Source organism: Mycobacterium sp. Soil_C_30 (genome assembly GCF_057656995.1).
This window is the reverse complement of the sequence record NZ_JBDGJH010000009.1, coordinates 34,678-47,736: the sequence shown is the minus strand read 5'-3', so window position 1 is coordinate 47,736 and position 13,059 is coordinate 34,678. Positions and strand designations below refer to the sequence as shown.

Below are 13,059 nucleotides of genomic sequence, written 5' to 3'. Positions count from 1 at the left end.
CACCCGTCAAAACCGCGATATCGCAGGCCAGCCTGGGTTACCGTGACGGCATGCAGCTGCGCGTCGCGGTATGGGGCACGGGCAATATGGGCTCCACCGCCATCCGTTCGCTACTCGCGTTCCCCGGTCTGGCCCTGTCTGCGGTCATCACCTCATCGCCCGAGAAGGTGGGTGTCGACGCCGCCTCGTTCGCGGGTCTGGACGACACCACCGGCATCCTCGCCACCCGCGACGTGGACGCGGCCCTGGCTCAGTGCGACGCGGTGGCCTACATGGCCTCCGGCGATATCCGGCCCGACGAGGCCACCGCCGATATCGAGCGCTGCCTACGTGCGGGTGTGCACGTGGTCACCCCGGCGCTGTACTCGCTGTACGACCCCGCCTCGGCGCCGGCCGAACTGCGGGACCGGCTCACGGCCGCCACCGAAGCCGGCGGCGCCTCGTTGTTCGTCAGTGGCGTCGACCCGGGTTGGGGCAACGACGCGCTCGCCGTGATCGCCGCGGGCCTGTGCACCCGCATCGACACCATTCACTGCCAGGAGATCTTCGACTACTCCACCTATGACCAGCCGTACTCGGTTCGGGAACTGTGTGGGTTCGGAAAATCCATGGACGAGACGCCGATGATGCTGCTGCCCACCGTCCCGACGATGGTGTGGGGCGGGAACGTGCGGCTGATCGGTCGTGGGCTGGGGCTGGAGATCGACGAGGTCACCGAAGAATTGGAGCGACGGCCGCTTCAGGCGGGTGTCGACAACGTGATGGGGCACTTCGAGGCGGGGACGCAGGGTGCGTTCTGGTTGAAGGTCATCGGCAAAGTCGCCGGACGGCCTCGGGTGGTGATCGACCACATCACCCGCATCCACCCGTCCTGTGCGCCGGACTGGCCGCAGCCCGACGAGGGAGCCGGCGATCACCGCGTCATCGTGCACGGCGATCCAGACCTCACCATCACGGTGCGCGCAGATGTGCCCGGCGGCACCCGGGCCGACGGCGGCAACACCACCGCCACCAACCGCTTGTTGGGTGCCCTGCCGTGGCTGGCCCAGCAGAAACCCGCAATCTACGACGGTCTGGACGTACCCCTGCGATCTGAGAACCCGTCCGCCGTGGAAGCGCATCGCTGGGCACCGGACTGAGAGTTCTGCTCAGGCAGATTCCCGCTGATGACCGTCGGGCCCAGATCGCGTAGGTTCGCAAGTGATGAGTGCACCCAGCGATCTGTCTCCGTCGACCCTGCGTGAAGCATTTGGCCACTTCCCGTCGGGTGTTATCGCCATAGCGGCCGAGGTCGACGGCACCCGAGTCGGTTTGGCGGCCAGCACCTTCGTGCCGGTCTCACTGGATCCGCCACTGGTGTCGTTCTGCGTCCAGAACAGCTCCACCACCTGGCCGAAGCTCAAGGATCTGCCGCTGCTGGGCATCAGCGTGCTGGGTGAATCACATGACGCCGCCGCACGCACCCTGGCCGCCAAGACCGGTGACCGGTTCGCCGGTCTGACCACGGTGTCCACCGAGGGTGGGGCAGTGTTCATCGACGGCACCAGCGTCTGGCTGGAAAGCGCCATCGAACAGTTGGTGCCCGCGGGCGATCACACCATCGTGGTGCTGCGGGTCAACTCATTGACCGTGCATGACGAGGTTGCGCCGATCGTGTTCCACCGCAGCACATTCCGCAAGCTGGGCGCGTAGTCGGGCGCTCTCGTCAGGGGCGCGCGGCGAGTTCGTCGCGGTAACCCTGGATGCGTTGTTCGAGTTCCTTCGCGTCGTCCGGCCTGCCCTCCTTGTGGGCCAGTTCCGCGCGGACGCTGAGCTGGCGGATGGCTGTGCGAATGTCGTTGACGCTGATTGTTTCTCGCATCGTTGTTGCTGCCTCTCATCGTTGACTGGCCGCTGACTGCGAGCGTACTCGTTGAGAACGGGGCCCACCCCGGCATCGACTGTGAATTCAAGGCGAATCCGGACTCCGGCTCTATCGCCTTCGCAAGCTCAGGCTCATCGCCGGCGGTGTCTGATTGTTCCGGCTCTATCGCCTTCGCAAGCTCAGGCTCATCGCCGGAATAGCTTGTTGCCCAGCCAGACGATCGGGTCGTACTTGCGGTCGGCCACCCGTTCCTTCATCGGGATCAGCGCGTTGTCGGTGATCTTGATGTGTTCAGGGCACACCTCGGTGCAGCACTTGGTGATGTTGCAGTAGCCGAGGCCGAAGTCGTCCTGCGCCATGTCTTGGCGGTCGACCACGTCCAGCGGATGCATGTCCAGTTCGGCAATGCGCATGTGGAAGCGCGGCCCGGCAAAGTTCTCTTTGTTCTCTTCGTGATCACGCACCACGTGGCACACGTTCTGGCACAGGAAGCACTCGATGCACTTGCGGAACTCCTGGCTGCGGTTCACGTCCTCCTGCTGCATCCGGTACTCGCCGGGCTGCAGGTCCTTGGGCGGGGTGAACGACGGGATCTGGCGCGCCTTGTCGTAGTTGAAGGACACATCGGTCACCAGGTCACGCATCACCGGGAAGGTGCGCAGCGGGGTGACGGTCACGGTCTCGTTCTCGTCGAACGTCGACATGCGCGTCATGCACAGCAACCGTGGCCTGCCGTTGATCTCCGCCGAACACGATCCGCACTTGCCGGCCTTGCAGTTCCACCGCACCGCGAGATCGGGAGTTTGAGTGGCCTGCAGTCGATGGATGATGTCGAGCACCACCTCACCGTCATTGACCTCGACGGTGTAATCCTTCAGCTCGCCGCCGCTGGGGTCGCCGCGCCAGACGCGCATGCTTGCTTCATAAGCAGCCATGTCAGCTCTTCCGTTGGGGGTGTTCGGCCAGTTCGGCGTCGGTGTAGTACTTCTCGAGTTCGGACAGCTCGAAGACCTCGAGCAGATCCGGTCGCATGGGCACCTGGGGTTCGGCAGTCACGTTGACCTCCGGAACAACCGGGTCGCCGGGTCTGTCGCCGGCGCCGTCGACGGTCTTGCACACCAGGAGTTTGTTGCGCCAGTTGGCGTCCATCTGAGGGAAGTCGTCGCGGGTGTGCCCGCCGCGACTCTCGGTGCGCTGCAGTGCGGCCTTGGCCACGCATTCGCTCACCAGCAGCATGTTGCGCATGTCGATGGCCAGGTGCCAACCGGGGTTGAACACGCGGCCACCCTCGACGGTGACATTGGCATAGCGGTTCTTCAGCTCGTCGATCTTGACCAGCACCTCTTCGAGCTCACCCTGCTTACGGATGATCCCGGCCAGGTCGTTCATCGACTCCTGCAGCTCGGCGTGCAATGTGTAGGGATTCTCCGGGTTCGGCTTCGGCTCGAACGGGGCCAACGCCAGCGCGGCCGCACGGTCGACGGCCTCGGGAGACACCGCCGGCCGAACCTCGAGTGCGCGAACATAATCCGAAGCACCGAGCCCGGCGCGGCGCCCGAACACCAGCAGGTCGCTCAACGAGTTGCCGCCCAGCCGGTTCGACCCGTGCATACCGCCGGAGCACTCACCCGCGGCGAACAGCCCGGGTGTCGCCGCGCCGCCACTGTCCGGGTCCACCTCGATGCCGCCCATCACGTAATGGCAGGTGGGGCCGACCTCCATCTCGTCCTTGGTGATGTCGACCTCGGCGAGCTCGATGAACTGGTGATACATCGACGGCAGCCGGCGCTTGATCTCCTCGGCGGGCATGCGCGAGGCGATGTCGAGGTAGACCCCGCCGTGCGGAGTGCCGCGACCCGCCTTCACCTCTTCGTTGATGGCGCGGGCCACCTCGTCACGGGGCAGCAGGTCAGGGGTGCGGCGCGCGGAGTCGTTGTCCTTGAGCCACTGGTCGGCCTCTTCTTCGGTCTCGGCGTACTGCCCCTTGAACACGTCGGGGATGTAGTCGAACATGAAGCGCTTGCCCTCGGAGTTCTTCAGCACTCCGCCGTCGCCGCGTACGCCCTCGGTGACCAGGATGCCTTTCACCGACAGCGGCCAGACCATGCCGGTGGGGTGGAACTGGATGAACTCCATGTTGATCAGGCCCGAGCCGGCGCGCAGCGCCAGGGCGTGCCCGTCGCCGGTGTACTCCCAGGAGTTCGACGACACCTTGAAACTCTTCCCGATGCCGCCGGTGGCCAGGACCACCGCTGGGGCCTCGAAGAGTACGAAGTTGCCGGTCTCGCGGTAGTAGCCGAAGGCGCCCGCGATCCGATCGCCGTCTTTGATGAGTTCGGTGATCGACGTTTCGTGAAAGACCCGGATACGTGCGTCGTAGTCGCCGAGTTCGGCTTTGTCCTCCTGCTGCAGTGAGACGATCTTCTGCTGCAGGGTCCGGATGATCTCCAGACCGGTGCGGTCGCCGACATGCGCCAGCCGGGGATAGGTGTGGCCACCGAAGTTGCGCTGGCTGATCTTGCCGTCCTTGGTGCGGTCGAACAGCGCACCGTAGGTCTCCAGCTCCCACACCCGGTCCGGGGCTTCCTGGGCGTGCAGTTCGGCCATCCGCCAGTTGTTGAGGAACTTGCCGCCGCGCATGGTGTCACCGAAGTGCACCTGCCAGGAATCCTTGGTGTTGACGTTGCGCATGGCTGCGGCGCAGCCGCCCTCGGCCATCACGGTGTGGGCCTTGCCGAACAGTGACTTGGTCACCACGGCCACCCGTAGACCTCGCTCCCGGGCCTCGATCACCGCTCGTAAACCCGCGCCGCCGGCACCTATCACGACCACGTCGTAGGAGTGCCGTTCCAGCTCAGCCATCTATTCGAACCTCACTTGTTGTGTATTGAGTTGTCAGCCAATGAATCTCAGGTCGGGGAACCAGCCTGCCGCGAGGGCCATGACGTAGAAGTCGGTGAACATCAGCGTGCCGAGCGTGATCCAGGCGTACAGCTTGTGCCGGGTGTTTAGCTTGCTGATCTGAGTCCAGAGCCAATACCGCACAGGGTGTTTGGAGAAGTGCTTGAGCCGGCCGCCGGCGACGTGCCGACAGGAGTGGCAACTGACCGTGTAGGTCCACAGCAGGATCACGTTGACCACCAGGACGATGTTGCCCAGGCCGAATCCGAAACCGCCACCGGGCTTGTGGAACGCGATGATCGCGTCATAGGTGTTGATTACCGAGATGATCGCGGCGATGTAGAAGAAGTACCGGTGGGTGTTCTGGATGATCAGCGGAAGTCGCGTCTCACCGGTGTAGGTGGCATGGGGTTCGGCGACAGCGCACGCGGTGGGTGACTGCCACACCGAGCGGTAGTAGGCGCCGCGGTAGTAGTAACAGGTCAATCGGAAGAGCAGCAGGAACGGAAGCGACAGTGCGGCGTACGGCAGAATCGGCCAGTCGGGCAGGAACTGCCCGAAGTGGCTGGCTTCCGGCACACACCCTGTGCTGATGCACGGGGAGTAGAACGGCGTCAGATAGCCGTATTCCGGCACGTAGTACCAGTTCTGCATGAAAGCCCGCACCGTCGCGTAGATGACGAATGCGGCGAAGCCGAGATCTGTGAGGATCGGCGACTTCAACCAGTTGTCGGTGCGCAGGGTCCGTTGCGAGATCTGAGCGCGCCCCTGGGAGAAGACTCCGGTCGCACGGCGATCAGTGGGCGCGCTCATCTCATGGCTCCTGCATCGGGGCGGGGTGCTGCCCCGCGGAGGCTGTCGGTGTTACCCGGTTCGACGAGCGGCGGACTCATCGTGTGCGGTTGTGGCCGCCCACGCCTTCGTCGTCGACATCGCGCCAGAAGTCGCTGTCGTACTGGGTGTCCGGGATGCCGATCTTCTCGCCGGCGTGGTTGACCACGCAGCGGGCCAGATCGAGATCTCCGGCGTCGAGGTCGAGCATCTCGACGTCGTTGAGAATCCGTTCCGCGTCGAGAACGATGCGGCGCATCGCCGGGCTGTCGCCATACCGCGACCGCAGCGATGTCACGCAGCGCCGCAGGCCGCCGATGAGATCATGCAATTCGGCGAGTTCGGTGGTGCTGGACAAGTGACCTCCTTGGGCTGAAGGTGTCATGGATCACATTACGACACCCAATGCTAGCTACTTCACTAACGGAACGTGACCCGCGTCACGTATCGGAATGTCATCGGGGTTGCTGCGATTGGGTACAGGCGACTCGATCAACAAGGAGGCTCGATGACCGCGACATCTTCGGAAGACCTCGCCAAGAAGGCGACCACGCTGCTCGAACTGCACAAGCCGGGCGATCCGGTGATCCTGCCGACGGTCTGGGATGCCTGGTCGGCGGCTCTGGCGGTGGAGGCGGGTTTCACGGCACTGACTGTCGGTAGCCACCCCGTGGCCGACTCCATCGGCAAGCCGGACAACGAGGGCATGTCCTTCGAGGATCTGCTCACCCGGGTCGCACAGATCACCGCGAAGGTGGACGTGCCGATCTCGGTGGACATCGAATCGGGGTACGGCCTGCCCGCTGAAGAATTGATCTCCGGGCTGCTGCGTGCCGGGGCCGTGGGGCTCAACATCGAGGACACCGTGCACAGCGAGGGTGGCCGGCTGCGCTCGTCGGGCGAGCACGCGGCATTGGTCGGCGCGCTGAGGACGGCCTCCGACAACGCGGGCGTACACGTGGTGATCAACGCCCGTACCGACGTGATCCTCAAGCAGGACGGGGACGAATCCGACCGGGTGGACCGCGCGATCGCGCGCCTGAAGGAAGCAGCCGAAGCGGGGGCGGACAGTCTGTATCCGGTGGGCCGGCACGATGACGAAACCCACCGCAGGCTGACCTCGGAATTGCCGCTGCCGGTCAACGCCATCGCGCTGCCGGATCAGGACGACCCCGCCTCCTTCGGACCGCTGGGCGTCGGGCGGATCAGCTTCGGGCCGTTCTTCCAGTTCGCGCTGGCCGCGCGTGCCAAGGAGATCCTGGGCCGCTGGGGCTGAGTGCGCTGAAACGCAAGAGGCCACCTCCCGCCCGGGAGGTGGCCTCTTGTGGTGGATCTACTTGCTTTCGATGGCAATCCGCTGGGCGCCCGGTACCTCGGGCTTCTTGTGCGCCCCGGCCACCCGGATGCTCAGAACGCCCGCGTCGTAGGACGCGGTGATGTTCTCGCCGGTGACGTGCTCGGGCAGGGCGAAGGACCGGCGGAACGAGCCGTAGCGGACCTCGCGCAACGTCCGATGCTCGCTCTCCTCGACGCGCTCGTCACGCCGCTCGCCGTGGATGACCAGACGACCGTTCTCCACCTCGACGTTGACGTCCTTGTCGACATCGACACCGGGCAGTTCGATCCGCACCACGGCGTCGTCACCGTCCTTGACGATCTCGGCGGCAGGGGTATACGCCCCTGAAATGGACTGAGCCAGCGGTTTGAACCACTCTTCGGCGGCGGCGGGACCGAAAAAGTCGCGCACCCACCGGTCCGCGTTCCATGCGGGACGGCTCCACAAGGTGACTTGATTGCGGCTCATGACCTTCTCCTCATCTGTTGTCCGACCGGCCCCCGCCGGTCTCTCGATGAGTAAACGTGAGTCGACCACGCTCAAGTTCCACGTGCGCGTTCGCCGTCGGCGAACGGTCTCACACTCCTGTTGCCGCGAAAGTGAGCACAGTGTGATTGCCGGTTCACACAGCGCGACATCGCGGCAATATCGGCTTCCTAACCTCACCGCATGCAGTCACAGCAGGATCTGGTCATCGTCGGCCATGGCATGGTCGCCCACCGCTTGGTCGAGGCTTTGCGGGCGCGCGATGAGGCGGCCCTGTGGCGCGTCACCGTGCTGTCCGAGGAAACTGACGCCGCGTACGACCGGGTGGGCTTGACCGCTTACACCGAACACTGGGATCGCGTGCAGCTGGCGCTGCCGGGCAACGACTACGCCGGTGACGAGCTGGTTCGGGTGCGTCTCGGTGCCGCTGTCACCGAGATCGACCGAGAGGCCAAAGCGGTGCGCACCGCCGACGGCGAACTGTTCGGCTACGACGCGCTGGTTCTGGCGACGGGCTCGTACGCGTTTGTTCCGCCGGTCCCCGGCCACGACCTGCCGGGCTGTCACGTGTACCGCACTCTCGACGATCTCGACGCCATCAAGGCCGATGTCGAGACGGCTTTGGCCGGCGGGCACACCCGTGCCGGCGTGGTGATCGGCGGCGGTCTGCTGGGGCTGGAGGCGGCGAATGCCTTGCGCAGCTTCGGCATCGAGGCGCATGTGGTGGAACGCGCGCCGCGGCTGATGGCTCAACAACTCGACACCGCGGGCGGCGCGCTGCTGGTCCGGATGATCTCCGAGCTGGGCATCGCGGTGCATGTCGACGTCGGCACCGAGGGGATCGCGCGCACCGACCACGGCACGCTGGCTGTCACTCTCTCTGATGGCACCGTCATCGACGCCGGTCTGGTGATCTTCGCCGCCGGTGTCCGGCCGCGTGATGAGCTGGCCCGAGCCGCAGACCTGCCGCTGGCCGACCGTGGCGGCGTTCTCACCGACTTATCCTGCACCACAAGAGATCCCAACATCTTCGCCGTCGGTGAGGTGGCTGCCATCGAAGGCCGGTGCTATGGGCTGGTGGCCCCCGGCTACGCCGGAGCCGAAGTGGTGGCCGATCGGCTGCTCGGCGGTGCGGCGGAATTCCCGGGCGCTGATCTGTCGACCAAACTCAAGCTGCTCGGCGTGGACGTGGCCAGCTTCGGCGACGCGATGGGGACCACCCCGAACTGCCTCGAGGTGGTCGTCAACGACGCGGTGAACCAGACCTACGCCAAGCTGGTGCTCTCCGACGACGCCAAGACGCTACTCGGTGGTGTCCTGGTGGGTGACGCCTCGGCCTACGGGGTGCTGCGCCCGATGGTCGGCGGCCAGCTGCCCGGCGATCCGATGGCGCTCATCGCCCCGGCCCAGACCGGTGGCGGGGGAGCTGCTCTGGGTGTGGGTGCCCTTCCGGACAGCGCCCAGATCTGCTCGTGTAACAACGTCACCAAACACGATGTGAAGTGCGCCATCGCCGACGGCTGCGCCGATGTCCCGGCGTTGAAGAAGTGCACCGCCGCGGGCACATCGTGCGGTTCGTGTGTGCCGCTGCTCAAACAGCTCCTCGAAGCCGAGGGCGTCACCCAGTCCAAGGCGCTCTGCGAGCATTTCCCGCACTCGCGGGCGGAGATGTACGAGATCATCACCGCCACCGAGATCCGCACCTTCTCGGGTCTGCTCGACCGCTACGGGCGTGGAAAGGGTTGCGATATCTGCAAACCCGTGGTCGCGTCCATCCTGGCGTCCACCAGCTCGGACCACATCCTCTCCGGTGAGCAGGCGTCGCTGCAGGACTCCAACGACCACTTCCTGGCCAACATCCAGCGCAACGGCAGCTACTCGGTGGTGCCGCGGGTACCCGGCGGTGACATCACCCCCGAGCATCTGATCCTGATCGGCCAGATCGCCAAGGACTTCGGGCTCTACACCAAGATCACCGGCGGTCAGCGCATCGACATGTTCGGCGCCCGGGTGGACCAGTTGCCGCAGATCTGGGCCCGGCTCGTCGAAGGCGGTATGGAATCGGGTCAGGCGTACGGCAAGTCGTTGCGGACGGTGAAAAGCTGTGTCGGCAGCGACTGGTGCCGTTATGGCCAACAGGATTCGGTGCAGATGGCCATCGACCTCGAGCTGCGCTACCGCGGTCTGCGCGCCCCGCACAAGATCAAGATGGGGGTCTCCGGCTGTGCCCGCGAATGCGCCGAGGCGCGGAGCAAGGACGTCGGCGTCATCGCCACCGAGAACGGCTGGAATCTCTATGTGGGTGGCAACGGCGGGATGACGCCGCGGCACGCCGAACTGCTGGCGAGCGATCTGGACACCGACACGCTGATCCGCTACATCGACCGGTTCCTGATGTTCTACATCCGCACCGCCGATCGGCTGCAGCGCACCGCACCGTGGGTGGAGAGCCTCGAGGGTGGACTGGACCACCTGCGTGAGGTCGTGTGTGACGATTCCCTGGGCCTGGCAGCGGAATTCGAGGCGGCGATGGCCCGGCACGTCGACGGCTACGCGTGCGAATGGAAGGGCGTCCTGGAGGACCCCGAGAAGCTGGCGCGGTTCGTGTCGTTCGTCAACGCACCCGACGCACCCGATCCCACTGTCACTTTCGAGAACCGATCCGGCCGGTTGGTGCCGGTCGGCATGCCGTCGATGCCCGCGAAAGGGGAGATGAAATGACGCTGCTCGGTGATATTCAGGTCTGGACCGCGGCCTGCGCCTACGACTTCCTGATTCCCGGCCGCGGTGCCGGTGTACTGCTCGATGACGGGTCGCAGGCGGCGTTGTTCCGCCTCGACGACGGCAGTGTGGTGGCGGTCGGCAACATCGACCCGTTCTCGGGAGCGGCGGTGATGTCCCGTGGCATCGTGGGTGACCGCGGGGGCCGGGCCTGCGTCCAGTCACCGATCAAGAAGCAGGCGTTCGCGTTCGACGACGGGGTGTGCCTGGATGATCCGACGATGTCGGTGCCGGTTTACGCCACCCGCGTCGACGACGACGGCACCGTCCACGTCGGCCGCTAGGCGGCGACGGAAACCCGGGCGCGGCGGAACCGGCTGGCGATCAGCCGCACCGTTCCCGGGTGCAGGCCCAGCGGTTCGCTCACCACGTCGGCGCCGGATGCGCGCAACCGGTCCTGGAACAGGCCGTCCGCCAACAGGTATGACGCCACCACAACGCGGCGGGCGCCACGGGAGCGCAGACCGGCGACGGCGTCGGCCACTCTCGGCTCGCCGGTGGCCGCATAGGCCAGTTCGACCCGGCTGCCGACGGCCGCCGACAGCAGCGTGGCCGTCACCCGGAGATCTCGCTGAGCGTGCCGATCCGAGGTGCCCGCGGCGGCCATCACCACGGAATCGCCGGGTCGCCAGCCGGATTCGATCAATCGGTCGGTGACCACACGCACCATCTGCGGGCACGGTCCCAGCGCGTGAGTCACCGTGACGCCCGGATGGCCGCTGGCCGCGACGTGCTCCGGGATGTCCTTGCGTACGTGATACCCCGAGGACAAGAACGCGGGCACCACCACGGCCGGGCCGTCCAACGCGGAGAGCACCTCGGCCGGGGTGGGGCCCAGCACGTCGACGAACGCCACCCGGACCGGCTGTCCCAACTGCGCGGAGACCCGGTCGGACAACGTACCGATCATCTGGACGCCGGACGCCTTGCGGGTGCCGTGTGCCACCAGAACAGGATTCACAGGTCGTCCACCGCCAGGCGGTAACCGCGTTTGACCACAGTGGCCACGATGTTCTTGTCTCCCAACGCTGTTCGCAATCGAAGCACCGCCGTCTCCACGGCATGGGTGTCGGTGCCGGCACCGGGCAGGGCGGCCAGCAGATCGTGGCGCGACACCACGGTGCCGGGCCGCAGCGCCAATGCCCGCATGGTGGCCATCGCCGCGGGCGACAACGACTTGACCACACCGTCGACCAGGACGCAGGTGCCGCGGATCTCCACCAGATGCCCGGCGGCGGTCAGCACCCGCGACTGCAGAACCGGCAGTTCGTCGGTGATGTGGCGGGCCAGCGCGCCCAGCCGCATCCGTTCCGGCGCCGAGGTCGGCACCCCGAGCCGCACCAGGGGTCGGGCGGTCACCGGGCCGACGCACATGGCGTGCACATTGGTGCGCAAAGCGTTGATCACCTGGTCCTCGACGCCCATCTCGCGGGCCCGCATCAAGGTGGCGGCGACAGCGGGCGCGGAGGTGAAGCTCACCGCGTCGAACTGCTGCTCGGCGATACCCGTCACCAGCTGATCGAACGCCCCGCCGGTGGGTACCGGACGCCAGCGGTACACCCGGATCGGCACCACCTGGGCGCCGGCATTGCGCAGTTCGTCGAGGAACTCGGGGAACGGATCCCATTCATCGGTGGCGCCGTGCAGCTGGACTGCGATCCGCTGCCCGCCGACACCCTTCTCCAGCAGGTAGCGCAGCACCTCACGGGATGACTCGGAATCCGGGGACCACTCCTCGGGCAGGCCGGCAGCGCGCAGTGCGCCGGTGGCCTTCGGTCCGCGTGAGACCACCCGGGCCTGCGACAGCGCCGAGATCAGCTCGTTGGCCAGCCCCCAGCCGTCGGCGGCAGCCACCCAGCCGCGGAAGCCGATACCCGTGGTGGCCACCACGATGTCCGGTGGGGTCTCGATCAGTTCCTCGGTGTACTGGTGCAGTTCCTCGTCATCGGGCAGGGGCACCATCGCGATGGCGGCCGCACTGGTAACCGTGGCACCACGACGGCGCAACAGCGTGCACAGCTCCTCGGACCGCCGCGCGGACGTCACCGCCACCCGGTAGCCCGTGAGCGGCGCCCAGTCGACCTCACTCATCTGACCTGTGTATTCAGTGATTGTTTCCACGACATTATCCCGTGATTGCACACGCGTGTCGCGCCAGTTCGCGGTGGTCAGAAGGGCTCATGGCGCCCACGCTAGAAACCGAATGTTGCTCCGAGGCTCTCCCCGGTCACCCGGGCGTGAACTTGCGCTCACTCCGGCCGGACCAGTCCTGTGAGGCCTACCAGACGTCTCCGTCACGCCAGTCGCACGCCAGATCCGACGACGTGTCCAGCTCCACCGAGACCGGCAGCACGTAGATGGCGCCATCGTCGTCGGAGGTCCGGGTGAGCCCGGTCGGCGCCAGCACCCAGGTGGCGCCCTGCCATGGCAGCCACCCGCGGCGTTCGTACACCGGGCGACCCAGCTCGGTGGCGGACAACGCACCGAGCTGATGCGCACCGCGGATCACCTGTTCGGCGGCGTCCATCAGCGCAGTGGCCAGGCCCTGCCCGCGCTGGTCCTCCCGCACCGCCAGTGCCTCGATGTACCCACAGCGCAGCGCCCTGCCCTGGTAGAGGAGGTGGCGTTGGACCACGGCGGCATGGGCCAGCAGCGCACCGCGGTGGCAGATCAGCGCGTGCATGCCGCCGAGGGCGTGTTCCCAGTCGGCGTCGGTGAACGCGCCCCCTGAACTATTCGAGAATGCCTCGATCACCATGGACCGGGCCCCGTCGTACGTCTCCTGATCGAGGTCGGAGGTGTGAACCAGGCGGGCGGTGTGAACCTGCGTGCGCACACCCTGAGGTCTACCAGGTTTGAG

The 13,059-nt window shown here is 66.2% G+C and carries 14 protein-coding genes; 5 read left to right on the top strand and 9 right to left on the bottom strand.

The window, feature by feature from the left end; genetic code table 11:
• Positions 1 to 50 precede the first annotated feature (50 nt).
• Positions 51 to 1,139 (top strand): NAD(P)H-dependent amine dehydrogenase family protein, encoded by a 1,089-nt coding sequence (locus AC3A6P_RS18100; RefSeq protein ID WP_487693050.1) that lies wholly within the window; start codon positions 51 to 53, stop codon positions 1,137 to 1,139.
• A gap of 64 nt (positions 1,140 to 1,203) precedes the next feature.
• Positions 1,204 to 1,692 (top strand): flavin reductase family protein, encoded by a 489-nt coding sequence (locus AC3A6P_RS18095; RefSeq protein ID WP_487693049.1) that lies wholly within the window; start codon positions 1,204 to 1,206, stop codon positions 1,690 to 1,692.
• A gap of 13 nt (positions 1,693 to 1,705) precedes the next feature.
• On the opposite strand, the gene AC3A6P_RS18090 is transcribed toward AC3A6P_RS18095, so the two are convergent.
• The 5 genes from AC3A6P_RS18090 to AC3A6P_RS18070 form a co-directional block, all read right to left on the bottom strand.
• The gene (locus tag AC3A6P_RS18090; RefSeq protein ID WP_487693048.1) at positions 1,706 to 1,861 is read right to left on the bottom strand and encodes a hypothetical protein; all 156 of its coding nucleotides are present in this window, start codon (positions 1,859 to 1,861) and stop codon (positions 1,706 to 1,708) included.
• Between the two features lie 188 nt (positions 1,862 to 2,049).
• Positions 2,050 to 2,799: a succinate dehydrogenase/fumarate reductase iron-sulfur subunit gene (locus AC3A6P_RS18085; protein ID WP_487693047.1), complete on the bottom strand. Its 750-nt coding sequence runs from the start codon at positions 2,797 to 2,799 to the stop codon at positions 2,050 to 2,052.
• Position 2,800: 1 nt separating this feature from the next.
• A complete protein-coding gene (locus AC3A6P_RS18080) occupies positions 2,801 to 4,726 on the bottom strand; it encodes a fumarate reductase/succinate dehydrogenase flavoprotein subunit (protein WP_487693046.1) in 1,926 nt (641 codons plus the stop codon).
• A gap of 33 nt (positions 4,727 to 4,759) precedes the next feature.
• On the bottom strand, positions 4,760 to 5,578 hold the full coding sequence (locus tag AC3A6P_RS18075; RefSeq protein WP_487693045.1) for a hypothetical protein: 819 nt from the start codon (positions 5,576 to 5,578) through the stop codon (positions 4,760 to 4,762).
• A 76-nt stretch (positions 5,579 to 5,654) separates the two neighbouring features.
• On the bottom strand, positions 5,655 to 5,954 hold the full coding sequence (locus AC3A6P_RS18070) for a hypothetical protein (protein WP_487693044.1): 300 nt from the start codon (positions 5,952 to 5,954) through the stop codon (positions 5,655 to 5,657).
• Between the two features lie 150 nt (positions 5,955 to 6,104).
• On the opposite strand from AC3A6P_RS18070, the gene AC3A6P_RS18065 reads away from it, so the two are divergent.
• Entirely contained in the window at positions 6,105 to 6,872 is a 768-nt protein-coding gene (locus AC3A6P_RS18065; RefSeq protein ID WP_487693043.1) for an isocitrate lyase/PEP mutase family protein, read from the top strand.
• A gap of 57 nt (positions 6,873 to 6,929) precedes the next feature.
• On the opposite strand, the gene AC3A6P_RS18060 is transcribed toward AC3A6P_RS18065, so the two are convergent.
• Positions 6,930 to 7,400: an Hsp20/alpha crystallin family protein gene (locus AC3A6P_RS18060; protein WP_487693042.1), complete on the bottom strand. Its 471-nt coding sequence runs from the start codon at positions 7,398 to 7,400 to the stop codon at positions 6,930 to 6,932.
• Between the two features lie 201 nt (positions 7,401 to 7,601).
• On the opposite strand from AC3A6P_RS18060, the gene nirB reads away from it, so the two are divergent.
• Both nirB and nirD read left to right on the top strand, forming a co-directional pair.
• Positions 7,602 to 10,139, top strand: coding sequence for a nitrite reductase large subunit NirB (gene nirB, locus AC3A6P_RS18055; protein ID WP_487693041.1), 2,538 nt, complete (start codon positions 7,602 to 7,604; stop codon positions 10,137 to 10,139).
• Complete coding sequence (gene nirD, locus AC3A6P_RS18050) at positions 10,136 to 10,483, top strand: nitrite reductase small subunit NirD (protein WP_487693040.1); 348 nt, start codon at positions 10,136 to 10,138, stop codon at positions 10,481 to 10,483. Before nirB ends, nirD begins: the two co-directional genes overlap by 4 nt.
• On the opposite strand, the gene AC3A6P_RS18045 is transcribed toward nirD, so the two are convergent.
• The 3 genes from AC3A6P_RS18045 to AC3A6P_RS18035 all read right to left on the bottom strand — a co-directional run bounded on the left by AC3A6P_RS18045 (position 10,480) and on the right by AC3A6P_RS18035 (position 13,035).
• Positions 10,480 to 11,160 carry a sirohydrochlorin chelatase gene (locus AC3A6P_RS18045; RefSeq protein ID WP_487693039.1) on the bottom strand — a complete coding sequence of 227 codons (681 nt, stop codon included), beginning with the start codon at positions 11,158 to 11,160 and terminating at the stop codon, positions 10,480 to 10,482. The two genes, nirD and AC3A6P_RS18045, sit on opposite strands and share 4 nt — an antisense overlap.
• Positions 11,157 to 12,290, bottom strand: coding sequence for a uroporphyrinogen-III synthase (locus AC3A6P_RS18040; RefSeq protein ID WP_487693038.1), 1,134 nt, complete (start codon positions 12,288 to 12,290; stop codon positions 11,157 to 11,159). The genes AC3A6P_RS18045 and AC3A6P_RS18040 overlap by 4 nt, the downstream gene beginning before the upstream one ends.
• Before the next feature lie 187 nt (positions 12,291 to 12,477).
• Entirely contained in the window at positions 12,478 to 13,035 is a 558-nt protein-coding gene (locus AC3A6P_RS18035) for a GNAT family N-acetyltransferase (protein WP_487693037.1), read from the bottom strand.
• Positions 13,036 to 13,059: the final 24 nt, after the last annotated feature.

Coding starts and splice junctions, on each gene's coding strand:
- AC3A6P_RS18100 (WP_487693050.1), top strand. CDS start 51: ATGCAGCTGCGCGTCGCGGTATGGGGCACGGGCAATATGGGCTCCACC.
- AC3A6P_RS18095 (WP_487693049.1), top strand. CDS start 1,204: ATGAGTGCACCCAGCGATCTGTCTCCGTCGACCCTGCGTGAAGCATTT.
- AC3A6P_RS18090 (WP_487693048.1), bottom strand. CDS start 1,861: ATGCGAGAAACAATCAGCGTCAACGACATTCGCACAGCCATCCGCCAG.
- AC3A6P_RS18085 (WP_487693047.1), bottom strand. CDS start 2,799: ATGGCTGCTTATGAAGCAAGCATGCGCGTCTGGCGCGGCGACCCCAGC.
- AC3A6P_RS18080 (WP_487693046.1), bottom strand. CDS start 4,726: ATGGCTGAGCTGGAACGGCACTCCTACGACGTGGTCGTGATAGGTGCC.
- AC3A6P_RS18075 (WP_487693045.1), bottom strand. CDS start 5,578: ATGAGCGCGCCCACTGATCGCCGTGCGACCGGAGTCTTCTCCCAGGGG.
- AC3A6P_RS18065 (WP_487693043.1), top strand. CDS start 6,105: ATGACCGCGACATCTTCGGAAGACCTCGCCAAGAAGGCGACCACGCTG.
- AC3A6P_RS18060 (WP_487693042.1), bottom strand. CDS start 7,400: ATGAGCCGCAATCAAGTCACCTTGTGGAGCCGTCCCGCATGGAACGCG.
- nirB (WP_487693041.1), top strand. CDS start 7,602: ATGCAGTCACAGCAGGATCTGGTCATCGTCGGCCATGGCATGGTCGCC.
- nirD (WP_487693040.1), top strand. CDS start 10,136: ATGACGCTGCTCGGTGATATTCAGGTCTGGACCGCGGCCTGCGCCTAC.
- AC3A6P_RS18040 (WP_487693038.1), bottom strand. CDS start 12,290: ATGAGTGAGGTCGACTGGGCGCCGCTCACGGGCTACCGGGTGGCGGTG.